The organism is Massilia sp. GER05 (genome assembly GCF_052056005.1).
Taxonomy (GTDB): Bacteria; Pseudomonadota; Gammaproteobacteria; order Burkholderiales; family Burkholderiaceae_D; genus Telluria; species Telluria orientalis.
The window spans coordinates 5,388,159-5,412,645 of sequence record NZ_CP178858.1 but is presented as its reverse complement, the minus strand read 5'-3'; the positions used below and the strand labels follow the sequence as shown (position 1 = coordinate 5,412,645).

14 protein-coding genes are annotated in these 24,487 nt (G+C 68.3%); 8 read left to right on the top strand and 6 right to left on the bottom strand.

The features are described from left to right. Window positions 1-104: 104 nt before the first annotated feature. Together ACL58G_RS23995 and ACL58G_RS23990 are read left to right on the top strand one after the other, a co-directional pair. Window positions 105-2,813 carry a glycosyl hydrolase 115 family protein gene (locus ACL58G_RS23995; RefSeq protein ID WP_413388067.1) on the top strand — a complete coding sequence of 903 codons (2,709 nt, stop codon included), beginning with the start codon at window positions 105-107 and terminating at the stop codon, window positions 2,811-2,813. Window positions 2,814-2,897: 84 nt separating this feature from the next. After that, on the top strand, window positions 2,898-3,830 hold the full coding sequence (locus ACL58G_RS23990) for an SDR family NAD(P)-dependent oxidoreductase (protein WP_440963408.1): 933 nt from the start codon (window positions 2,898-2,900) through the stop codon (window positions 3,828-3,830). On the opposite strand, the gene ACL58G_RS23985 is transcribed toward ACL58G_RS23990, so the two are convergent. The 3 genes from ACL58G_RS23985 to ACL58G_RS23975 form a co-directional block, all read right to left on the bottom strand. Next, the gene (locus tag ACL58G_RS23985; RefSeq protein ID WP_413388069.1) at window positions 3,819-6,356 is read right to left on the bottom strand and encodes a bifunctional diguanylate cyclase/phosphodiesterase; all 2,538 of its coding nucleotides are present in this window, start codon (window positions 6,354-6,356) and stop codon (window positions 3,819-3,821) included. The two genes, ACL58G_RS23990 and ACL58G_RS23985, sit on opposite strands and share 12 nt — an antisense overlap. Before the next feature lie 61 nt (window positions 6,357-6,417). Beyond that, window positions 6,418-7,872 (bottom strand): sensor histidine kinase, encoded by a 1,455-nt coding sequence (locus ACL58G_RS23980; protein ID WP_413388070.1) that lies wholly within the window; start codon window positions 7,870-7,872, stop codon window positions 6,418-6,420. Then, window positions 7,856-8,551, bottom strand: coding sequence for a response regulator transcription factor (locus ACL58G_RS23975; protein WP_413388071.1), 696 nt, complete (start codon window positions 8,549-8,551; stop codon window positions 7,856-7,858). The genes ACL58G_RS23980 and ACL58G_RS23975 overlap by 17 nt, the downstream gene beginning before the upstream one ends. A 66-nt stretch (window positions 8,552-8,617) precedes the next feature. On the opposite strand from ACL58G_RS23975, the gene ACL58G_RS23970 reads away from it, so the two are divergent. Continuing rightward, window positions 8,618-9,856, top strand: a complete 1,239-nt coding sequence (locus ACL58G_RS23970; RefSeq protein WP_413388072.1) for an ABC transporter substrate-binding protein — start codon at window positions 8,618-8,620, stop codon at window positions 9,854-9,856. Window positions 9,857-10,074: 218 nt separating this feature from the next. Continuing rightward, on the top strand, window positions 10,075-13,101 hold the full coding sequence (locus ACL58G_RS23965; protein ID WP_413388073.1) for a TonB-dependent receptor: 3,027 nt from the start codon (window positions 10,075-10,077) through the stop codon (window positions 13,099-13,101). 101 nt (window positions 13,102-13,202) lie between these two features. Here the strand turns inward: ACL58G_RS23965 and ACL58G_RS23960 are convergent, their stop codons facing one another. Further along, window positions 13,203-14,156: an IS1595 family transposase gene (locus ACL58G_RS23960; RefSeq protein WP_413388074.1), complete on the bottom strand. Its 954-nt coding sequence runs from the start codon at window positions 14,154-14,156 to the stop codon at window positions 13,203-13,205. Between the two features lie 200 nt (window positions 14,157-14,356). Here ACL58G_RS23960 and ACL58G_RS23955 point away from each other — a divergent pair, with 200 nt between their 5' ends. The 3 genes from ACL58G_RS23955 to ACL58G_RS23945 all read left to right on the top strand — a co-directional run bounded on the left by ACL58G_RS23955 (window position 14,357) and on the right by ACL58G_RS23945 (window position 21,286). After that, window positions 14,357-16,684 (top strand): dockerin, encoded by a 2,328-nt coding sequence (locus tag ACL58G_RS23955; RefSeq protein WP_440963407.1) that lies wholly within the window; start codon window positions 14,357-14,359, stop codon window positions 16,682-16,684. Between the two features lie 297 nt (window positions 16,685-16,981). Continuing rightward, window positions 16,982-19,324 (top strand): dockerin, encoded by a 2,343-nt coding sequence (locus tag ACL58G_RS23950; protein ID WP_440963406.1) that lies wholly within the window; start codon window positions 16,982-16,984, stop codon window positions 19,322-19,324. A gap of 60 nt (window positions 19,325-19,384) precedes the next feature. Then, window positions 19,385-21,286: a sialate O-acetylesterase gene (locus ACL58G_RS23945; RefSeq protein ID WP_440963405.1), complete on the top strand. Its 1,902-nt coding sequence runs from the start codon at window positions 19,385-19,387 to the stop codon at window positions 21,284-21,286. On the opposite strand, the gene ACL58G_RS23940 is transcribed toward ACL58G_RS23945, so the two are convergent. Together ACL58G_RS23940 and ACL58G_RS23935 are read right to left on the bottom strand one after the other, a co-directional pair. Further along, a complete protein-coding gene (locus tag ACL58G_RS23940; protein WP_440963404.1) occupies window positions 21,287-22,087 on the bottom strand; it encodes a LytR/AlgR family response regulator transcription factor in 801 nt (266 codons plus the stop codon). Continuing rightward, window positions 22,084-23,196 (bottom strand): sensor histidine kinase, encoded by a 1,113-nt coding sequence (locus ACL58G_RS23935; RefSeq protein WP_440963403.1) that lies wholly within the window; start codon window positions 23,194-23,196, stop codon window positions 22,084-22,086. Before ACL58G_RS23935 ends, ACL58G_RS23940 begins: the two co-directional genes overlap by 4 nt. 114 nt (window positions 23,197-23,310) lie before the next feature. On the opposite strand from ACL58G_RS23935, the gene ACL58G_RS23930 reads away from it, so the two are divergent. Next, window positions 23,311-24,276, top strand: coding sequence for an MBL fold metallo-hydrolase (locus ACL58G_RS23930; protein WP_440963402.1), 966 nt, complete (start codon window positions 23,311-23,313; stop codon window positions 24,274-24,276). Window positions 24,277-24,487 lie beyond the last annotated feature (211 nt).

Sequence of the window (24,487 nt, the reverse complement as noted above, 5' to 3'; positions counted from 1 at the left end):
TAGCGCAACCATTCGAAGTGTATGCGTGAAGGTCCGGCTGGTCAAATGCAAATGATCAATTTTTTGATTGTTTCGCCGGCGGCGCCGCACTACCATGTCCGCCCATGCGCCGCCTCGCCCTCATCCTGACTTTTACCGCCAGCTTCGTTCGCGCCCAGCCGTTCGAGCTCAACGACACCACCATCGTCCACGCCGGCCAGCCCACGATGCGGCTCGCCGCCGGCATGCTCGCGCGCGACCTCGAACGCGTGAGCGGCACGGCGCCGGCGCTGGCCACGCGATTGCAGGATTGTCCGCGCCGCTGCGTCGTCGTGGGCACGGCGGATTCGGCTCTCGTGCAGGAGGCGGCGCGGGCGCTGGGCGCGGACCTCGCGCCGCTGGCCGGCCAGTCCGAGCGCTACCTGCGCGTGGCGGGCGAGGCGGGCGGCCGCGCGCTGCTGCTGGTGGCGGGATCGGACCGGCGCGGCGCGGTGTACGGCGTCGTCGACCTGTCGCGCGAGCTGGGCGTTTCGGCGTGGGAATGGTGGGCCGACGTCGCGCCGGCGCACCTGGACCGCCCGGCCGTCGACGGCGCGCCGCGTCTGTCGCACGCGCCGGCGGTGGCGTACCGCGGCATCTTCATCAACGACGAGGACTGGGGGCTGCAGCCGTGGGCGGCCAAAACGTTCGATCCGGCGCACGACATCGGTCCGGCGACGTACGCGCGCGTGTTCGAGCTGCTGTGGCGCCTGAAGGCGAACCTCGTGTGGCCCGCGATGCACGAATCGACGCGGCCGTTCTACGAGGTCGCGGGCAATGCACGGACGGCCGACGATTACGCGATCATCGTCGGCACGTCGCATGCGGAGCCGATGATGCGCAATAACGTGCGCGAATGGAACGGCGGCCCGTTCGACTGGTTCCGCAACCGCGACCGCCTCGTCGACTACTGGCGCACGCGCATCGACGAAGTCAAAGGCATGGAGACGATGACGTCGCTGGGCCTGCGCGGCGTGCACGATTCCGCGATGGAGGGCGCGGCCAGTCCCGAACAGGCGCGCGACACGTTGCAGGACGTGTTCAAGGTCCAGCGCGCGATGCTGGGCGAAGCGCAGGGCAAGCCGCCCGCGCGCATCCCGCAAGCCTTCACGATGTACAAGGAAGTGCTGGATTACTGGAACCTCGGCCTCGCCGTGCCCGACGACGTGACGCTCGTGTGGCCGGACGATAACTACGGCTATCTCGCGCAACTGGGCACGGACAGGGAGGGCCGGCGGGCGGGCGGGCAGGGCATCTATTACCACGTGTCGTACTGGGGCCGGCCGCACGACTACCTGTGGCTGGCCACGACGCATCCATCCCTGATCCGCGACCAGCTGGAGCGCGCGTGGGCGACCGGTGCGCGCCGCCTGTGGGTGCTGAACGTGGGCGACATCAAGCCGGCCGAATACCTCACGCAGTACTTCCTCGATGCCGCGTTCGACGCCGACGTCCTGCAGCGGGATCCCGCGCGCCACCTGGAGGCGTGGGCCGCCGCGCAGTTCGGACGCGTTCACGCCGCGGAAGCGGCGGCCATCCTGCGCGAGTACTACCGCCTCGCGTGGGAACGCCGTCCCGAATTCATGGGCTGGAGCCAGACGGAACCCACGCGTCCCGTGCGCACCACGGCCTATGTGCGCACGGGCGGCGACGAAGCGGAGCGGCGGCTCGCGGACTACCGCGCGCTGACGGCGCGGGCCGAAGCGCTGGCCGCGCGCATCCCGGCGCCGCTGCGCGACGCGTACTTCGAACTGGTGTTGTACCCGGTGCGGTCGAGCGCGAACCTGAACACGCGCATACTGAAACTGGACCTCGCGGCGGAATACGCGCGCCAGCAGCGGCCGTCCAGCAACCTGTATGCGCGCCAGGCAAAGGCGGCGCACGCGGCGCTCGTCGCCGACGCGGCCGCGTACAACGGCCTCGCGGGCGGCAAGTGGCGCGGCATCATGGACATCGCGCCGCGCCGCCTGCCCGTGTTCGCGGAGCCCGAGTATCCGACGTGGAGCGTATCGGCCCGGCGCGGCTGCGGCATCGTCTACCCGGCACCGTTTGCCGTCGACGGCGACCGGCTCGTGCTGCGCCGCGGCCAGCCCGCCACGCGCACCGTGACGCTGGTGAGCTACGGCGGACAGGACGCGCGCTGGTCCGTGCGGGCCGGCGCCCGCGCCGTGCAGGCGGATCCGAATGGCGGTACGCTGGATGGCGCGCACGGCCACGAGCAGCGCATTACGCTGCGCTACGACGGCGGCGCCGACCCGGCCCTGTCGTTGCAATGCGGAGAGCAGGCCGTGAACGTGCGCTTCGGGGAAGGCGGCATCGTCGTGCTGCGCGCCGGCAGCGCCGCGGCCACGCGCGACTGGACGCCGCAGCCGGGCCTCGGCACGTCCGGCGGCGCGATGCGCGCGCGGCTCGACCTGCCGTCGCGCGCGGTCGGCGATCTCGCGGCCAGCGCGCCACTGGTGTATCGATTCGCGACGGCGGACGCCGGCGACATGCAGATCAGGCTCGTCGCCGTGCCCGAGCATCCGCTGACGGCGGCGCACCGCGTGCGCTTCGCCGTGAGCCTCGACGGCGGCGCGCCGGAAGTGGTCGACATCACGACCGTCGGCCGCAGCGAGCAATGGAAGGAAGACGTGCTGTCCAACATGGCGGTGCGCGCGTGGCGCGTGGGGCGCCTGGCGCCCGGCATGCATACGCTGGCGGTGCACGCGCTCGACCCCGGCGTCGTGCTGGACCGGATCGACGTCGTGCCGGACGGCGCGCCGGATTACTACGGCATGCCGCCGCTGGATTGAATGTTGCTTGGAATTTTAGGCAAGACTTTCGGAAAATCGCCTATTCAATCGTACCCGTCCAGCATCTAGAATCATCCTCCTGGAGTGCCTAAAGTCTGGCACTCCGCACGCAGCAAGGAGGAACGATGTCGCAATCCACGCAACCCGTTCTGGTTCATCGCCGACGCCACCACCGGCCTCGCCGCCGCGCTGGCGGAGGCCGTGCTGGCGTCCGGCCAGCATGCCGTCCTCGCGGCGCGCGCGCCGGCGCAGCTGCAGGCCCTCGTCGACCGCCATCCGGACCGCGCGCTGGCGCTCGCGCTGGACGTGACGGATGCCGCCAGCGTCGACACGGCCGTCGTCGCCGCCGAGCGGCGGTTCGGGCGCATCGACGTGCTGGCGACGAGCGCCGCCCAGCGTTATCCGGGCGCGATCGAGGAAGGCGAGGAGGGCGCCATGCGCGCCCTGTTCGAGGAAAACGTGTTCGGCCCGATCAACCTCGCGCGCCGTGTGCTGCCCGGCATGCGCGCGCGCCGTGCCGGCCACATCGTGATGCTGGCCCGCGCGTCCGTGCAGGCGCCCGCGTTCGAAGGCTTCAGCCATGCCGCGCGCTCCGCGCTGGAAGCACTGGCGGAGGCGCTGTTCTATGAAGTGGAACCGCTCGGCATCGGCGTCACGCTCGTCGATCCGGGCAGCGGCGACGACGCGGAAGGCGCCGTCCCGCGCTTGGCCGGCATTGCCGACTACGATGGCATGGCGAGCCGCACGGCACTGGGCCGGGGCGCCGCCCAGGTCGACACCGCGCGCGGCGCCCAGGCCATCATGCAGGCCGTCGCCGCCGGCCGCGGTCCGCTGCGTCTCGTGCTGGGACGGGCGGCGTTGCAGCGTGCGTACGACCGCCTGCGCGTGCTGAAAGTGGGGTTCGATGCGTGGGCGGACCTGGCCGCGTCGGCCGACGTCCCCGCGCCGGCGCGTCCCGCGCACCCGTTGCCGCCGGCCGGCGTCCGTCCGCGCAGGGCCGTGCGTTCACGCGCCTGACGTGACGGGGCGGCCGAGCAGGGCCGGCACGGCGGATGCGTCCATCGGTCGCGCGAACAGATAGCCCTGGTATTCGTCGCAGCCGAGCGCGCGCAGCAGCGCCAGCTGCTCCTCGGTCTCCACGCCTTCGGCCACGATGCGCATCGAGAGGCCGTGGCCCAGCGCGACGACGGAGCGGACGATGGCCGCGCTGTCGGCGTCGCGCCCGAGGTCGCGCACGAACGCCCGGTCGATTTTCAGGCGCTGCACGGGGAAGCGCTTCAGGTAGGCCAGGCTCGAATAGCCGGTGCCGAAATCGTCGATCGAGAGTTCCACGCCGAGGTCGCGGATGCCGCCCAGCAGGCGCTCGACGACGTCCACGCGGCTCATCGCGATGCTTTCCGTGATCTCCAGTTCGAGCGCTTGCGGCGGCAGGCCCGCGTCGGCCAGCGCATCGGCGATCACCTTCAATAGATCTTTCTGGTAGAACTGGCGGATCGACAGGTTCACGGCGACGCGGGTGGCGATGCCGTGTTCGCGCGCCCAGCGGCTCGCCTGCGCGCACGCGGTGCGCAGCACCCATGTCCCGATCGGCACGATCAGGCCCGTTTGCTCGGCGATCGGGATGAAGCGCGCCGGCGACACGGGGCCGAGCACGGGGCTGTTCCAGCGCAGCAGCACCTCGAACCCGGTCACCTGTCCCGTCGCGATGTCCACCTTCGGCTGGTAGTGCGGCGTCAGCTCGCCGCGCGCCAGCGCGTACCGCAGCTGTTCCTCGATGGTGAGCCGCTCGTCCAGCTGGAGGTGCGTGGACTCGGAGTGGAAATGTACGGGCTCGCCCGCGTCGCTGCGGGCGCGGTGCTTGGCGATGTCGGCCAGGCGCATCAACTCGTTGGCGGACGCGGCGTCCTGCGGATACGTCGCGATGCCGATCACGGGCGCCAGGTGGAACTCGCGCCCGCCCACGCGCACGGGTTCGGCCAGCAGCGCGTGCAGTTCGAGCGCGACGGCGTCGACGGGGCGGTGGCCCGGCCCCGCCGGCAGCACCACCGCGAATTCGTTGGTCTTCACGCGCGCCACGCACAGGGCCGCGGGCGCCAGCCCGTCGAGCCGCGCGGCGACCTGGCGCACGGCGTCGTCGCCCGCCTCGATGCCGAGCAGGTCCGCCACTTCCTGCTGGCGTTCCAGCGCGATCAGCAGGAGGACGACCTGTTCGCCCCGCAGCGCGTCCGCCAGCACGCGGCGCAGTTGGTTCAGGTTCGGCAAACCGGTCAGCGGGTCGTGGTCGGCCAGGTAGGCAAGGCGCAGTTCGACCTGCTTGCGTTCCGTGATGTCGGTGAGGCTGTTGACGATCTGGACGGCGCCGCCTTCGCTCCCGAGCTGCGCGGCGAGCTGGATCGCGGTGCGGGTGGCGCCGCTGCCGTCGCGGATTTCCGCCTCCAGCGCATGCACGCCGTCGGCCGCGCTGTCCGCATACAGCCGGGCGCGCGCATCGGCGCCGGCCGGGTCGAGCACTTCCGTTTCGAGCCGTCCCGTCACCGCGTCCTCGTTCCGGCCCGTGAACTGCAGGAAGGCGCGGTTGAACAGCACGATGCGCCGTTTCGCATCGAGCACCCACAGCGGCGTGGCGAGCGAATCGAGGATGGTCTTCAGGTAGCGCGCACCGTCCGCGAGCCGGCGCTCGCTGGCCTGCAGGCGGGCGATCAGCGCGGCCTGGCGCGCCGCCTCGCGGCTCATGCGCCAGGCCAGCGCGGCCAGCGTGACCGACAGCAGCGCCCAGGCCAGCACGGCGATCCACAGCCAGCCGCGCCACACGGCCAGCGTGTCGGACAGGTCGCGACCCGTGACGATCAGCAGGGGGTAGCCGGCGACGGCGCTGTAGCCGTACAGGCGGCTCACGCCGTCGATGGGGCTCGTCGCCTCGAACGCGCCGACGGCCGCGCGCGGCAGGTGCGTCTGGAACAGCGGCGTGTGGATGAAGGAGTGGCCGATGGCCCTGGGAAGCGTCGGGCTGCGCACGAGCATCGTGCCGTCGCGCTGGTGCAGGGTGACGGAGCCGCCGTGTCCGAGGTCGGCGGGATCGAAGATGCGCTGGAAGTAGGCGGCGTCCACCTCGATGACGGCCGGGCCGGTGGGCAGCACCCGCGCCAGGGTGATCGTGGCGGGACCGCCGTCCGGCGGCAGCGCGATGCCGATCTTCGGCGCGCCGGAAGGCAGCGGGCGGCGCGGCGCGTCCGGCCCGAGCCTGCGCACGCGCGCCGGAATGGCTTCGGGCGCGCCGCCGGGCAAGGCGGCCGCCGTGTCCGAGCCGTCGTGCGGCGCGTGCTCCGCCGCGCGCGCGAGGGCCAGGTCCAGCGCGAGCGTGGCGTAATGGGTCTGGGCGGCGAAGGCTTCCGCCAGGTTGCGCAGATTCGTCTGCTCGCGTTCGATCGTGTCGTGGTAGCTCGACACCAACAGGCCGGCGAGCGTCACCGTGAGCGCGACGATCAGCATGGCCGCCGCCGCGAGCGGCCGCGTGTCGCGCGGGGTAGGGGTCGGAGTGGGCACGTTCGTCAATACATTGATGTCGAGCCCAAGTATAAACCGGCGGACGTCCGCCGGGGGGCGATCACCGCCTGGGCAGGCGGATTGCCACGCGCAGGCCGCGCGGCCGTGCATCCTGCAGCTCGACGGTGCCGCCGTGCTGCGCGACGATGTCGCGCACGATCGCCAGCCCGAGCCCGCACCCTTCGCCCTGGTCCGTGGCGCGCACGAACCGTTCGAAGACGCGGGCGCGGTCCGCTTCCGGGATGCCCGGGCCGTCGTCGGTGACGGTCACGAGGACGTCGCCGCCATCCGGCGCAACCCGGACCGTGATCTCGCCGCCGCGGCCCGTGTACTTGATCGCGTTGTCGATCACGTTGGTGAGCGCTTCGCGCAGCAGCAGGGCGTTGGCCTCGATGCGCAGCGGCGCGGCGGCGGGCGGCTCGGCATCGTCCATGCCGAGGTCGATCTGCGCCCGCAGCGCGCGCGGCACGTATTCGGCGACGATCTCCTGGACGAACGCGGGCATGTCCAGCGGCGCCTTGTCGGAGGCCGCCGCGGCCTCGGGATCGGCGCGCGCCAGCATCAGCAACTGGTTGATCAGGTGGGCGCCGCGGGTCGCGCTCTGGTCCACCAGTTTCAGCCGCGCGATCAGCGCGGGGTCGTCGGTCGCCGCGATCGCCAGTGCCGTCTGGCTCTTCAGGCCCGCCAGCGGCGTGCGCAACTGGTGCGCCGCGTCCGCGATGAAGCGCTTTTGCGCATTCACGTTCTGGCGCACGGACGCGAGCAGGGCGTTCAGCGCGCGCACGAGGGAGTGGACTTCCTGCGGCGCCGATTCGATCCGCAGCGGCGCCAGGTCGAGCGGCGAGCGGCCCTCGACCTCCTTGCGCAGGCGCAGCAGCGGCGCCAGGCCGGCGCCGGTGCCGATCCAGACGATGAGCGTCAGCAGCGGAATCAGTGCGGACAACGGGAGGAGGGTGTCCATCAGGATGAGCTTGAAGATGTCCTCGCGGTGCGCCATGTTGCGCGCCACCTGCACGAGCATCCACTGCTCCTTGCCTTCCGGCGCGGCGTAAGGGAGATAGAGCGCCGCGATCCTGACCTTCATCGATTCCCGCAGGCCGCGTCCGCCGGCGGGACCGGCGGACTTGATCTCGCCGTCGTAGAAATACGGGTCGTTCAGGCGCGGCCGCATGGACGCGGGGGGCATCGGGATGCTGTTGTTGCCGAGGATGAATTCGCCGGGCGGCGTGCTGACCATGTAGAACAGCCGGTCGTTGGGATCCGTCTCGAGCACTTCCTGCGCGGCGCGGGGGAAATCGATCAGCAGGCCGTTGCCGATGGGCTTGACCCTTCGGGCCAGCGCGCGGGTGGCCTGGGACAGGGTCGCGTCGGCCGCCTGGTTGACGTAGCGGACGGCCAGCCGGTACGTGGCGAAGCCGCCCGCGACCCACAGTACGAGCTGGGGCAGCAGCACCCAGATGACCAGCTGGCGGCGCAGGGAGAGCGTGCGGGTTCCCCGTTCAGGCCGGTCGTCCATCGGCGCGCTCGACGGCCAGCAGGTAGCCGAGTCCGCGGACGGTGCGGATCTCGAGGCCCGAACTCTCCAGCTTGCGGCGCAGCCGGTGGATGTGGACCTCCGCCGTGTTGCCCGCGCCGACTTCGGTGCCGTCGCCGGCCCACGCCGTGGCGATCTGGTCCTTCGTGACGACCTTGTCGGCATGGACCAGCAGCAGTTCCAGCAGGGTCGCTTCGCGCGGGCTCAGCTCGACCGGTTCGCCGTGGATGACGGCGCGCCGCGCGGCCCGGTCGAAGTGGAGGCCGGACAGCGCGACGTCGGCGGGCGCCGCCGCCGACGTGCGTGCGCGCCGCAGGATCGCCCGCAGGCGCGCTTCCAGTTCCGGGAACTCGAACGGTTTCGTCATGTAGTCGTCGGCGCCGGCGTTCAGGCCCGCCACGCGGCTGTCGAGCCGGTCGAGGGCCGTCAGGACGAGCACCGGCAAGTCGGGCCGGGTCGCGCGCAGGTTCTTCAATACCGTGAGGCCATCGACCATGGGCAGGCCGAGGTCGATGATGGCGATATCGAAGTTCTGCCGGGTGAGCAGGTATTCCGCCACCGGGCCGTTCGGTGCGTGCTCGACGGTGAAGCCCGCGGCATTCAGTTGTGCGGTCAATCCGTTTGCGAGGATGGGGTCGTCTTCGGCGAGTAAAAGTTGCATTTCTTAATATTAACGGATTTGTGACGGCGTTACCATCGGCGACCGTTTCGGGCTAAGATGCACGCCATGAAAGTCTTCGCCACGGCAATTGCGCTCGCTACCGCCTGGTGCGCCACTGCCGTACACGCGGGCGAACTCGAGGTGCTCCACTTCTGGGACGTGGGCGACGACGCACGCGCCGTGGACGTGCTGAAATCGACCTTGCAGCGCCAGGGACATACGTGGAAGGACTTCGCCGTGACGGCCGACGCGAACGGCTTTCCGCTCTTCCTGCTGCGCTCGCGCGTCCAGTCGGGCAATCCGCCGGCCGCGGCCCAGGTGAAGGCGCCGGTCATCCAGCAATGGGCGCGCGAAGGCGCCCTCGCCAACCTGGATGCCACGGCACGCGCGGGCCAGTGGGACGCGGTGCTGCCGCGCGTCGTCAGCGACGCCATGAAGTACAAGGGCAGCTACGTCGCCGTGCCGGCCAATATCCACCGCATCAACTGGCTGTGGATTAACACGCGCATCCTGAAGCGCGCCAATGCCCAGGTGCCGGTCACGTGGGACGACTTCTTCGCCGCGGCCGACGCCATGAAGCGGGCCGGGTATATCGCCGTCACGCATGGCGGCCAGCCTTGGCAGGACTTCCTCCTGTTCGAAAACGTCGTGCTGGGCGTCGGCGGCCCCGAGTTCTACCGCAAGGCGTTCGTGGCGCTGGACCCCGGCGCACTGGCCGGCCCGGTCATGGAACAGGCGTTGCAGACGTTCCGCCGCATCAAGCCGTACACCGACGTCGCCGCGATGGGGCGCAACTGGAACGTGGCGGCGTCGCGGCTGGCGAACGGCGAGGCGGGCATGCAGTTCATGGGCGACTGGGCCAAGCCCATCTTCCAGACGGCGCAGCGCAGCGGCCGCCTGGAGTTTGCCTGCGTGCCCGCGCCCGGAACGGCCAAGGCCTATGCCTATACGGTCGACTCGTTCGCCCTGTTCAAGGTTAACAGCCCCGCCAAGACCCGCGCCCAGCAGGACTTCGCCGCCGACTTGCTGGCGCCCGGCGTGCAGGAGGCATTCAACCTCGTCAAAGGGTCGATTCCGGTGCGCCAGGGCGTCGACCTCACGAAATTCGACCGCTGCGCGAAGCAGTCGGCCGCCGCCTTCGAGGCCGCCTCCCGTGGCGGCACGCTCGTCCCCAGCATCTCCATGACTCTGCCGCCCGCGGTCGAGGATGCCATGCGCGAAGCCGTCAGCGCCTATTGGCACGACGACCGCATCACCGCCCGCGCGACGATGCAGCGCCTCGTCGCGGCCGCCCGCCGTCCCTGATTCCCCTCCTGTTGCTCCTTGCACCGTCGCGCTTCGGTCCGAAGTGTGAGTTTTCGCGTGTATCTGTTCGGCCACACCCGTGAACATTCTCACTATTTGATTTGACTAACAAAAACATTGCGGCGTAGACTTAATTAATGCCACGTTAATTTAACGAGAATATTCGTTAATAATGTTTCACGCCGCGTCGACGGCGCATTCCAAACCAAGGAGATGATGTGAACCAGTTCAGGAAAACGGCTATCGCCGTCGGCGTGTCTCAAGTCGTGCTGCTCGCCAGCGGCATGGCATATGCACAAACCACCCCTGCCACCGACAATGGGACCACGTCGGTCATCGTGGTCGGCCAGCGCGCCTCGCTGGAAAATGCCCAGAAAATCAAGCAGAACGCCGACGAGGTCGTCGACTCGATCGTCGCCGACGACATCGGCAAGCTGCCGGACCGTTCGGTCACCGAGGTGCTGCAGCGCGTGGTCGGCGTGACCATCGACCGCACCATGGCCAAGGGCGACCCGGAACACTATTCGGTCGAAGGTTCGGGCGTGATGGTCCGCGGCCTGAGCTACGTGCGTTCCGAGCTGAACGGCCGCGACTCGTTCTCGGCCAACGGTGGCCGTTCGCTGAATTTCGAAGACGTGCCGCCCGAGCTGATGGCCGGCATCGACGTCTACAAGAACCCGTCGGCCGAACAGATCGAAGGCGGCATCTCCGGCCTGATCAACCTCCGCACCGCGATGCCGTTCGACTTCAAGGGCCGCAAGCTGTCGGTCTCGGCGCAGGATACGTATTCCACGCTGAAGAAGGGCAAGCCCCAGCCGTCGTACTCGATGATGTTCTCCGACCGCTGGAAGACGCGCTTCGGCGAGTTCGGCGCCCTGTTCGACCTGGCCACGTCGCAGAGCGGCACCCGCACCGACGCCTTCCAGGTCTCGCCTTACTACCCGCGCACCGACGTCGTGCCCGGCCAGACCGTCTGGGTGCCGAACGCCGCGAGCTTCCGTTCGCTGGAATTCGACCGCAAGCGCGACGGCGGCTATGCTGCGTTCCAGTGGAAGCCGAACAGCAACGTCCAGTCGTCGCTCACCTGGTTCAAGTCGCGCTACAAGATGAAGTGGGACGAGCAGGCGATCTTCGGCCAGTCCAGCCCGTACAACCTGCAGGTCGCGAACGGCAAGTTCGATCCGAAGGGCGCCATGATCAGCGGCGTGCTCACCGATCCGACCGACGGCGGCGTCAACTTCAACGACGACACCCGCACCTCGACGCGCAAGTCGGCCACGACCGACATTTCGTGGAACCTGCGCTGGCGCCTGAACAGCCAGTGGACCGTGACGACCGACCTGCAGAAGGTGCGCGCCACCACCGGCAGTTTCGACTCGACGGTCGCTACCGGCCTGCAGATCCCGCAGATGGGCATGGACATGAGCACGACGCCGGCGCGCCTGACGTTCGACGACGCCACGAAGGCGTACATGGCCAATCCGAACAATTACTACTGGGGCTTCACGATGGAGCACCAGGACGCGAGCGTCGCCAACGAGAAGGCCTGGAAGACCGACGTCAAGTACGAGTTCGACAATCCCGTGCTGCGCGACCTGCGCGTGGGCGTGCGCCTGACCGACCGCGATGCGACGACGATCAACTCCGTGCCGGGCTATAACTGGGCGGCGATCACCCAGCCGTGGCAGGTGGGCCCGGTCGGTTCGTGGCAGCCGCTGACCCATTTGGCCTACCTGGGCGATCCGCGCTTCTCCGCCGGCACGCACCTGAACACGTTCCCGAACTTCTTCAACGGCAAGGCGTCGGTGCCGGCCGTCGTGTTCCCGAACACGTCGGTGGCCGACGGCTTTCCGGGCACGTATTCGCAGCTGCACCAGTATTACAACGTGTTGTGCGCCGAGCGCAGCGGCGGCACGCTGGACAGCTGCGGGGCCTGGAAACCGGCGACGTTCGGCACCGATCCGTCGGGCACCAACGACCAGAAGGAGCGCAGCAAGGCCCTGTACACGCAGCTGCGTTTCGGCTTCGACGACCTGAAGTATCCGATCGACGGCAACATCGGCGTGCGCTACGTGAAGACCAACATGGTCGCCCACGGCTACACGGTGTTCAGCTTCACGGCCCCGAGCATCCCGGACGGCGCCACGGTGACCGGCGTGCCGATCCCGAACATCCCGAACTTCCAGCAGAAGCAGGACTTCGACAATTCGTACAGCAACGTGCTGCCGACGCTGAACCTGCGCATGAAGGCGTCGGACAAGCTGCAATTCCGCTTCGCCTACGGCAAGGCGATGTCGCGTCCGGACTTCTCGCAACTGCAGGCCTATACGAGCCTGTCGGAAGCGACCACCACGAGCACGAACACCGCGACCAACGTCGTCAACGTCAGCAATGTCAGCCTCACCGGTACCGGCAGCGGCAATCCGATGCTGCGTCCGACGATGGCCAAGCAGGCCGACATCACGGCCGAGTGGTATTTCGCGCCGACGGGTTCGTTCACGGCCGCGCTGTTCCACAAGAAGCTCAGCGACGTCATCATCAACCAGAGCTACAACTTCTCGCTGCCGGACGTGAACGGCACGATGCATGACTTCGTGACGACGGGTCCGGTGAACGGCGCGAACGGCACGGCGAAGGGCATCGAACTGGCGTACCAGCAGTACTTCGACATGCTGCCAGGCTGGCTCGCGGGCTTCGGCGTGCAGGCGAACTACACGTACGTGAAGAGCAGCCAGGACCTGTACCACCCGGTGTACCAGGCGTACTGCTCGGGCGGCAGCGGCGCGGACAACCTGAACCTGAACCTGAACGGTTGCGACGTGGACGGCAAGACCTTCGGCAACCTGCCGCTCAACGGCCTGTCGAAGAACTCGTACAACCTGGCGCTGCTGTTCGACCGTGGTCCGATCTCGGCCCGCGTGGCGTACAGCTGGCGTTCGAAGTCGCTGCAGGCCATCAACGCCAACGGCACGAACGGCGGCGACGGCACCGACACCAACCCGAACAGCCCGACGTTCGGCCAGCACAACGTGCAGTACGCGCTGCCGACGTGGTCGGACGCCTACGGCCAGGTGGATGCGTCGGTCTTCTACAAGATCACCGAGAACCTGTCGTTCGGCCTCGAGGCGCAGAACCTGAACAACGCCATGTACAAGCAGTTGATGCAGCAGGGCGTCGGCTTCAAGGTCCGCGGCGCGTACGTGACCGGTCCGCGCTACACGGCGCAGATGCGTTATTCGTTCTGACGCGAACCAGGTATCTCTCTTCTGCTGACGGCAGATGTTTCAGGCGGCTTCGGCCGCCTTTTTTTATGGCTGTGTTCGCGGTAATTCGGTAACCCGCTTGCCTAGCCGAGCTGGACCGCAGCGCACAGCAGATGAGCCGGCTTCGTGAGCCGACGATCGTCCAGCATGCGCTGCCATCCCGAGTAGTGGATCAGGTAACGGCTCGCCACGCCGCGGAACCGCACCAGCCAGCTCTTGAAGCGGCTGTGCCAGCTATTCACGTTTTGAATGTGAATCGCGCCGCGCGCCCGGATGCCCGCTTTCACGTTCACCGCTTCATGCGTGATGCCGGCCTGCTCCGCGAAATGCCGATAGACGATGGCGCCGTCGGTGATCAAGAGGACGTCGTCCGGCAGCACGGGTTTGAGGCACTCGTGTAATTGCGCCACCGTCACCTGGCCGCGCCCCGTATGAAAATCGAGCGTACGGCCGCTGCGGTCGCGCGCGATGAGCAGGCAATCGTGTTCTCGATTGATACCCCGCCGCTTGGCCACGCCGCCCCGCTTTCGCGGCGGCCGCGCGAGATTCCGTGCCCCCTTCTGCGATTCGAGCCGATACGTCTCGTCGACTTCGACGATGGCCAACAGCGTTGCCGGCCGGTCGCGCATGGCGCCGGGCACGAACCGATGGCGCCATCGAAAACTGGTCGTACGATGCACCCCGACGACCTGCGCGGCATTACGCACCGTGCGCGATTCGAGCACGCATTGCAGATACGGCAGCCAGAGCTCCTTCTTGCGCAGCCGCGTCAGCGGCGTACCGGTCAATGCGTTGTGGCTGCGCGCACATGTGAGGCAACGGAAGCGCTGCAGTCCACTCGCCTGGCCGCAGCGGTGCTTACGGGCGCAGCCGCAGTGCGGACACGGCCGGCCCGCCGCCGCCTGCTCGATCAGGGCGATGCACTCGGCCGGATCCGCGATGCCGCCGATCCATTCCCGTAGCCGGGTCAGGTCGTCTGGCGACAACCGCACCGCCAGCAACATGGCGAACAATTCGTCGAACGTCAGGCCGCGCATCGCCACTCCTCATGAGTTAACTCGACGATGCGTATGACCTCTGCAACGAATTACAGTTCACATAACTAGCGCGAACACAGCCTTTTTTATATGCGTGTTTCTGTTGACAGTGGAAAAGTGTGAGTATTAGACTCCGTTCATGTTCATTAACTAAGTATATGCATCATGTTAATGTTCCTCTCGATAACAACGGAGACATCATGAAACGGAAAACGAATATCATCATCCCGGCCTTGCTCGCAGCACTCCTCGCCGGCTGCAGCGGCGGCAGCACGACCCCCGGCGCGACGGGCACGGCCGCCCCGGTCCTCGCCGCGACCGTCGGCTCGGCCACCAGCTGGACGAGCGTGAAGTGGGGCGGCGGCGGCTACGTTACCGGCCTGGTCTACCACCCGCGTAATGCGAGCCTGCTGTACGCCCGCACCGACGTGGGCGGCGCCTACCGCTGGGATGCGGCCGCGTCGACGTGGATCCCCATCACCGACGGGATTGGCTGGGGCGGCGGCGAAGGCCGGTTCCATGGCGTCGAAAGCCTGGCCCTCGATCCGAACAACGACCAGCTCGTCTACATGATGACCGGCGACAGCGTGGGTAACGACACGCCCGGCCGCATCTACATCTCCAGCGACCGCGGCAACACGTGGACGCACTACGACCTGCCGTTCGCGATCGGCGGCAACGACGACGCTCGGGCCTATGGCGAACGCCTGGCGGTCGATCCGCAGAATCCGACGACGCTGATGTACGGCTCGCGCAAGTCCGGCATCTGGAAGAGCACGGACTCGGGCCATACCTGGAACCAGGTCACGGGCTTCTCGAGCAAGACGGTGCTCCAGGGGCCGAACCTGTATGGCGTCGGGCAGATCATCTACGATACCCCGTTCGTGCAGAGCCAGAACGCAGCGCCGACCCAGATCGTCTGGGCCACCGTCGCCTCCGACTACGCGCAGGCGGCGGGCCTGGCGTCGACCCTGTACAAGTCCACCAACGGCGGCGCCACGTGGGCGCCCGTTGCGATCCCGTCCAACGTGGCCGGTTACGATATTCCCCACGTCGTGCGTGCGGCCGACGGCAACTTCTACATGGCGTTCCGCGCGCATCCCAATACGGCCGCTGGCGCCCAGGCCCAGGGCGCCGGCGGTCCGAGCTATCTCTACAAGTTCGGCGCCAGCAACAACGGCACCTGGAACCAGCTCAAGTTCGACGCCAACGTCGGCTTCGCCGGCCTGTCCGTGTCCGGCACCGGCCCGACGACCCGCATCGCGCTGGGTGTGACCGGCTGGGCCGACTCGAACCAATTGATCCAGTTGTCCGACAACGACGGCCTCGCCTGGCACGAAGCCGAAGCCAACATGCCGCATACCGGCATCGCCGCGGACGAGTGCGCAGGCTGGGTCGAGGGCGTCGCGATCGACCCCGCCAACCGCGACCACATCATGCACATTCACGGCGGCGGCATCTGCGAAACGACGAATGCGTCGTCGACCACGCCCACCTGGAGTCCCAAGGTCGCCAACCTCGAAGAGACGGTGACGCTGTCCCTCGTCGCGGCGCCGGCCGGCGCGCCTTACAAGTTCATCAACAGTGCGGGCGACATCGGCACCTGGGCGCAGACGGACCTCGCGACGCGGCCGACGCGCGGCCCCATGAACTGGTGGAGCAGCGGTAACGCGGCCGACCTGGCGTGGTCCGACCCGACCTACATCGCCGCCTCCGGCGTCGACAACAAGAACGGCCACACCGTCAAGGCGTTCTGGTCGGGCGACGCCGGCAGCAGTTGGAACCAGTTCGCGTCCCTGCCGACCGGCGCCGCGGCCAGCCAGAGCCACGTGCAGAGCATCGCGGTCACGTCCCGCAACAACCTGGTCTGGGCACCGCCCGATTCGGTGCCGTCGTACAGCACGAACAGCGGCGCAAGCTGGACGGCGACCAACCTGCCGGCGTTCAACGCCGTCTGGAACGGCTTCCAGCGCGCCTATCGCGTGGTCGCGGACCGCGTGAATCCGAGCAAGGTCTATGCGTTCGATTCCGGCGGTGCGCCGTGGAGCAATGAGCCGGGCAAGGTCTACATCTCGTACGATGGCGGCCACAACTTCGGGTTGAGCGGGATGTGGGGTGCGCAGGCCATGGCGCCGAACGCCTGGGGCGACACGGCGATGGTCGTCAACCCGAACGCCGAGGGCGACATCTGGGTGACCGACGGCAATGCCCTGTACCACTCGGTGAATTCGGGCTGGAACTGGGTGCAGGTCGGCGCGTTCGCGTCCGCCAACGGCACGAAGGGCGCCACCAAGGTCGCGCTGGGCAAGGCACTGGCCGGCGCGCCGTACTCGGCCGCGATCTACGTGGAAGGCACGCTGAACGGCCAGTGGGGGATCTTCCACTCGGACGACGGCGGCGCCACCTGGGCCCGCTTCAACGACGACAACCACCAGTTCGGCGACTCCGGCGTGATGGCGGGCGACTGGAACACCTACGGCCGACTCTACGTCAACGGCGCCGCCCGCGGCCTCATCTACAGCAACTGAGCAATACGACCTTGAGGCAACCCAGGACCGCTGCAGAACGGGAACGATCTGCAGCGGACTTGTCGTTCATTTCCTGTTACATCTCCTGTAACCGTGAGTTGTGTTGACAGTTGAAAAATACGGGCATTAAACTCTTTAATGTTTGTTAATAAAAATACGTCGACACATTAATGTGCTCCGATCGGGGATGTCCAAGAGTACGGGATTGTTTTCACCATAACGAGTGCCGGCACACGCATGCGGGCGCAGCCAGGACGGCGGAGCTACGTTCTCAGCCAATCCAATAGAGGAGATCTCATGCATCGGAAGCACCTGTTCATCATCTCGGCCGCGGTTGCGGCGTTCGTCGCAGGCTGCAGCGGCGGCGACCGCACCGCCGGCCCGTCGGCCACGGCGCAAGCCCCCGTCGTCGCGGCCACCGTCGGCTCGGCCACGAGCTACACGAGCGCGAAGTGGGGCGGCGGCGGCTACGTCACCGGCCTCGTCTACCATCCGACCAGCTACAACGTCATGTACGCCCGCACCGACGTCGGCGGCGCCTACCGCTGGAACGGGGGCGGCTCGTGGACGCCCATCACCGACGGCATCGGGTTCGGCGGGGGCGACGGTGCCTACCACGGCGTCGAAAGCATTGCCGTCGATCCGACCAACGACAACAAGGTGTACCTGGTCACGGGCATCACGTCGCACGACTGGCAAGGCACCCCGATCAACGGCCGCATCTATGTCTCGGGCGACCGCGGTGCCAGCTGGACGCATTACGACCTGCCGTTTCCGGTGGGCGGCAACGAGAATGCCCGCGCCATCGGCGAACGCCTGAAGGCCGACCCCACCAACCCGTCGACGCTGTTCTACGCCTCGCGCACGGCCGGCCTGTGGAAGAGCACGAACTCGGGCCAGACCTGGACCCAGACCGGGTTGTCGAGCAAGGTGCTGTCGGCCAGCGAGATCCAGGGGCTGGGCAGTTCTCCGGTGGGCGTCGAGCAGATCATGTTCGACAACTCGAACGTGGGCGGCGGCGCGACGACGTGGATCATGTACGCTGCCATCGCGCCGGACTACGTGCAGAAGGCGGGCCTGACCTCGACCATGTACAAGTCCGTCAACGGCGGCGCCACGTGGACGCCGGTGCCGGTGCCGTCCAACGTGTCCGGCTACTACGTCCCGCACATGGTGCGCACCAGCGACGGCAACTACTACGTGGTGTTCAACCAGAACGCCGGGCAGGGCGCCGGCGGTCCCGGCTACCTCTACCGGTTCGGCGGCGTAAGCTTCAACGAGTCCTGGACCCAGCTCGCCACCACCACGCAGGGCGGCTACGGCGGCGTGTCGGTCTACGGCACCGGCTCGACGGCCCGCATCGCGCTGGCCGTGACCGGTACCTGGAGCGCCGGCCAGCCGGTCGTCCAGCTGTCGGACAACGGCGGCGCCCCCGGCAGCTGGCGCGAAATCGCGGACGGCATGACGCATTGGGGCGGAGACTACAGGGGCTGGGTGGACGACATCGAGATCGATCCGACCAACAAGGATCACATCCTGCACGTCCACGGCGGCGGCGTCTGGGAAACCTGGAACGCGTCGGCCACCAACCCGAGCTGGGATGCTCCGGTCAACAACCTCGAGGAAACCGCGACCCTGGCGCTCGTCACGCCGCCGGCCGGCGCGTCGTACAAGTTCGTCAACAGCGCGGGCGATATCGGCAACTGGGTCCAGACGGACCTCGCGACGAAGCCGACCCGGACGCCCAACAGCGCATGGGGCAATGGCGACGCCGCCGACGTGCTGTGGTCCGATCCGAACTACATCGTCGCTGTCGGTATCACCTCCAACACGCCCGTGACCGCCTACGGCGCCTGGTCCGGCGACAGCGGCAACTCGTGGTCGAACTTCGCATCGCTCCCCGCCGGCGCCTCCACCAACTTCGCCGACACGGTGAGCATCGTGACGACGTCGCGCAATAACATCGTGTGGGCGCCCGCCAATTCGATCCCGTCCTGGACCTCGAACAATGGCGCGAGCTGGACCCAGGTCAGCGGCCTGCCCGCGCCCAACGGCGGCCTGAATAACGCCTATCGCCTGGTCGTCGACCGCCAGAGCCCGAACAAGGTGTACGCCTTCGACGGGGGCGGCGCGTGGTGGAACGGCACGACGGGCAAGGTCTACCAGTCGACCGACGGGGGCCATTCGTTCGCGCTGGTCCAGGGTTCGGTCGCGGCGAACTTCGCCCCCAATGACTTCGGGCTCACGACGATGGTGGGCAATCCGAACGCCTCGGGCGACCTGTGGGTGGCCGACGGCAACGCCGTGTACCACTCGACCAATTCGGGCGCGAGCTGGACCAAGCTCTCCGGCTTCGCGACGGTCGCCGCCAGCGGCTCGACGGGGGCGCTGCAAGGCGCCACCAGGATCGCGCTGGGCAAGGCGCAGTCGGGCGCGTCGTACTCGGCCGCGGTCTACGTCGTCGGCACGCGGGGCGGCGTGTGGGGCATCTGGCATTCCGACGATGGCGGCGCAACGTGGGCGCGCTTCAACGACGACGCCCACCAGTACGCCGGCATCGGCGTGATCGCGGGCGACTGGAGCACGTACGGGCGCATCTACTTCAGCGGCAACGGACGTGGCGTGATCTATACTAACTGAGCAGTATCGACCGCCGCGGCATCGGCCGCGGCGGTTTTTTTTCATCGACAACGACACATCATGAAGCAGACCTTCCTCTTACTCGCACTCGCCGCCTGCCTGCCGGCCGAGGCGGCCGACCTCGGCCTCGCCCGCATTTTTTCCGACCACGCCGTGCTGCAGCGCGACCAGCCCATTGCCGTGTGGGGCACGGCCGGCGCGGGCGGCAAGGTGACCGTGACCCTGGGCGGCCAGACGGCGAGCGCCAGCGCCGACGCGCAGGGCAAGTGGAAGGTGCAGCTGCCGCCGCAACCGGCGGGCGGGCCGTACGCGCTGACCGCGACCTCGGACGGGCAGACGGTCAGCCGCGCCGACATCCTGCTCGGCGACGTCTACCTGTGCTCGGGCCAGTCGAACATGGAATTCCTCCAGCGCGCGTCGACGAACGCCATCGGCGCCACCTATACCGCGCAGAACGACCGCATCCGCTACCTGAACGTCCCGCGCAACAGCGCGCTGGCGCCGCAGGACGACCTCCTCGCGCCGGCCGCGTGGACGCCGATGAACGCGGACACCATCGGCGACGCCTCCGCCGTCTGCTACTACATGGCCCGTTCGCTGCAGGCGGACTACAAGGTGCCGGTCGGCTTCATCCAGGCCAGCTGGGGCGGCACGACGATCCAGGGCTGGATCGGGGCCGAGTCGCTGCGCACCTTCGGCGACTACAAGACGGGCATCGACCTCGTGACGCAATACGGCACGGATCCCGCGGCGGCGCAGCGCGCCCAGGATGCGCGCACGGAAGCCTGGTGGCGCGCGCACGACCCGGCGACGGCCGCGCAGCGCGCCTTCGTCGCGCCGGACTTCGACGACAGCGCGTGGGAGAGCGTCACGCCGGCTGGCTCCAGTTTCGACGGCGTCACGTGGTACCGTACGACCGTCACGCTGACGGAAGCGCAGGCGCGGGCGGCCAACGCGCTGCACCTGGGCCCCGTCGACACGTACGACACCACCTGGGTCAACGGCCAGCGCGTGGGCGGCGCCGGGCTGGCCTGGCTGGGGCGCGACTATACGGTGCCGGCGGGCGTGTTCAAGCCGGGCCGCAACGTGATCGTCCTGCGCGTCCTGGGCAGCGGCGGCATGACGGGCGCGCCGGCCAACCGTACCATCGGCCTGAGCGACGGCCAGGCGATCCCGCTGCCGGCCGCGTGGAAGGTCCGGCGCGGCAGCGCGCTGAAGGGGCTCGCCGTGCCGCCGGCACCGTGGGACATGCTGACGAGTTACACGACGCTGTACAACGGCATGATCGCGCCGCTGGTCGGCTACAAATTCAAGCTGGCGGCGTGGTACCAGGGCGAAGCGAATGCCGACGCGGCGGATGAATACCGCACCCTGCTGCCCATGCTGATGCGCGACTGGCGCCAGCGCTTCGGCCAGCCCACGCTGCCCTTCCTCGTCGTGCAACTGACGTCGTACGGCGCGACGGCGACGGCGCCGGGCGATTCCACATGGGCCGAGCTGCGCGCGGCGCAGGCCGACACCGTCGCGCATGATGCGCACGCGGGGCTGGCCGTCACGCTCGACGTGGGCGACCGCTTCGACATCCACCCCACCCAGAAGACGGTCGTCGGCGAACGTCTCGCGCGGGCGGCGCGCGCCGTCGCGTACGGCGCGCAGACGGCGCCCGGCGGCCCGACGGCCGTCGCGGCGGCGCGCAAGGGCAAGGACATCGTCGTGACGTTCAGGGACACGGGCGCCGGCCTCAAGACGTATTCGGCCGACCGCGCGATCGGCTTCGAGGTGTGCGCGGGCAAGGCATGCCGCTATGCCGACGCGCGCGTCGCCGGCGACCGGATCGTCCTGCCCGGTGCGGCGGCGCCCGGCGTCACGCGCGTACGCTACGCGTGGGCCGATGCGCCGTTCGTGAACCTGTTCGGCGGCGACGGCCTGCCGGCCGCGCCGTTCCGGCTGGACGTGCGCTGATCACATCTGCCTGAACAGGTGCGCGAACAACGGGCTGACGCGCAGCTTGTCGGCCCGGTTGCGCAGGTGCAGCGTCAGCTTGCCGGCATCGTCGCGGCTCGCGCTCGTCACGTGCCGCATGTTGACGATGGCGCCGCGGCTGATCTGGCGGAACTGGTCCGGATCGAGCTGGGGCAGCAGGTCCTTCAGGCTCAGGCGGATCAGCGCGTCGCCCTCGGCGCTCGCCACGTTCACGTACTTGTCGAGCGCCTGGAAGTACAGCACCTCCTGCACGGGAATCATGCGGATGATGTTGCCGACCGCCGCGCGGATCACCGTCAGGCGCTCGGCCGGTGCCGCGCCTGCCGGGAGCAGGGCGCGCATCTGCTCGACGAGTTGCGCGAGGCCGTCAGCGGCCGGCGCGTCCCGCACCGTGAGCGCCTGCAAACGCTCGACGGTGCGCGCAAGGCGCGTGTCGCTCACCGGCTTCATCACGTAGTCGACGGCGGCCTGCTCGAACGCCTGCACCGCGTAATCGTCGTACGCCGTCACGAACACGATGTGCGGGAACGGGCGCGCACCTTCCCAGCGTTCGGCCAGTTCCTGCGCCGCTTCCAGGCCGGTCTGGCCCGGCATCTTGATGTCCAGGAACAGGATGTCCGGCTGCAGTTCCAGCGCCTGCTGCACGGCCGCGACGCCGTTCGGCGCCGTGCCGGCGATGTCGAGGTCGGGCCACAGGCGCCGCAGCGTCGCGGCAAGCGTGGCGGCGAGGATCGGTTCGTCCTCGGCGATCAGGGCGCGGATGGGTGGCGTTGCGTTCATGCGGTCTCCAAAGGAAGCGTCAATCGGGCCAGCACGCCGTGCGGCTGGGCGGGAATGAGGGTCAGGGCGGCGCGCGCGCCGTACAGCACCTGCAGGCGTTCGCGGGTCGTCGTCACGCCGACGCCGGTGCCCTTGGCCGCGGTCTGCGTGTCGTCCAGGCCGAGGCCCGTGTCGCTGACGCAGATCTCGAGCAGGCCGGCGCGCGCGCTCGCCTCCACGGTCACGGTGCCGCCTTCGATCTTCGGCTCGAGGCCGTGGATGATGGCGTTTTCCACGAGCGGCTGCAGCAGCATCGCCGGCAGCCGCGCGCTCCGCAGTTCGGCGGGCAGGATGCAGCGGTACGCGAGGCGCGCACCCATGCGCACGGCCATCAGGCCGAGATAGGCTTCGGCCGCCTCGAATTCCTGGGCCAGCGTCGTCGTCTCGGCGCGGGTGGCGGACAAGGTGGCGCGCAGGTACTGGATCAGGTGGTCCAGCATCCGGCTCGCCTGTTGCGGGTCGATGGCGATCAGGCCCTGCAGGTTCGCCAGCGTGTTGAACAGCATGTGCGGTTCGATCTGGGCCTGCAGCAGCCGCAGTTGCGCCTGCAGGGCCTGGCGTTCGATCGTCTCGGCGCGCGCCTTGGCCTCGGTGCGTTCCAGCTTGATGCGCTCGACCCGTTCGCGGTTCAGGATCAGGAGGGCCATCGCACTGATCGCCAGGAAGGTCAGCCCGATCATGCCTTTCTGGCCATGGTCGTTCGGGTACTCGGACAGGTCGGGCAGGGGGTGGCCCAGGATCAGGCTGCCCATCGAGATGCCGGTGTAGTGCGCGACGGGCGCCATCGCGACGAGCAGCACGATGCACGGCACCAGCCAGCGGCGGCGCCGTGCCGGATCGTCGAGGAGCGTGAGGCGGACGCCGTCGAGGACCACCAGCGCCACGAGGCCGACGCAGATCGAGTACACCATCTGGTCGTACAGTTCGAACGTCCTGCCGTTGACGAGCGTGATCAGGACGGCGGTCATGCTGCACACGATGACGGTCAGGCCGATGTCGTCAGCCAGGCGGCGGACGATCGGGCGGCACGCGCCCCGCGTGGAGGGAAAAAAGCGGAAGAGGGTGTTCATGCCGGAATTGTGCCGCCGGGCCCGGACGGCGGCAACCCGGCTGCGACGAAACCGCCTTGGGGCCGACCGAAACGGGGGATAATCGGACCGAAACCACTTATTGGCCCGTCCAGCATGGAATTCCAGTTCCTCGGCACCTCGTCCGGCACCCCGAGCAAGACCCGCAACGTGAGCGGCCTGGCCCTCCGGGGGCCGGACGGGGGCTGGTCGCTCGTCGACTGCGGCGAAGGCACGCAGCACCGCATCCTCCATACGACCCTGTCGCTGCACGACCTGCGCGCCATCTTCATCACCCACCTGCACGGCGACCACTGCTACGGCTTGCCCGGCCTGCTGGCCAGCGCCGGCATGCTGAACCGCACGGCCCCGCTGGCCCTCGTCGGGCCGCCGGCGCTGCGCACCTTCATCGACGGCGCGATGGCGACGAGCGAACTGGGGCTGCCGTATCCGCTCGAGTTCATCGCCGTCGACGGCCTGGCCGGCAGGCCGGTCCTGCCCGACCTGGCCGTGGACGCCATCGCGCTGTCGCACCGGATCCCGTCCTGGGCGTACCGCTTCACGGAGCGCACGGTGGAGCGCAAGCTGGATACGGCCCGGCTGCGCGCGGCCGGCATCGCGCCGGGCCCCGCCTGGGGCGAACTCCAGCAAGGCAGTGATGTCGTGCTGGACGACGGCCGCGTGCTGCATGCGGCCGACTGGCTGCTCGCGCCGCGCAAGGCGCGCACGGTCGTCGTGGGCGGCGACAACGACGACCCGTCGCTGCTGCTGGAGGCGGCGCGCACGGCCGACGTGCTGATCCACGAGGCGACCTACACGGAAGAGGTGCTACTCAAAGTGGGGCCGGGGCCGATGCACAGTTCCGCGCTGCGGGTGGCGCGGATGGCGCAGGCGGCCCGGTTGCCGAACCTCGTGCTGACCCATTTCAGTCCCCGTTACCAGGACGGCGAAGGGCCGTTGTCGATGGGCGCGCTGGAGGCGGAGGCAAGGAGCGAGTACGCGGGCAGCCTGTTCCTCGCGCGCGACTTCGACCGGTACCTGCTGGGCCGCGACGGCACGCTGGCCGCAAAATATTTTTTGTAACACGTAAAAAAACCTGCGATATCCTTTTTGGTTTTCGAATCGATTCCATTCCAAAAAAAGTTATCGCGGATTCCCTCATCGATCATCATATTTTTTATTTACGACCCTAAATCCGTTTTTTTGGAATCGCAGCTGTTTCTCTGCTGAAATCTGTAAATTATCCGGTCGAATCAGTGACTTAGATGCGCTGCCGGCCCTGTTGCAAAGCATC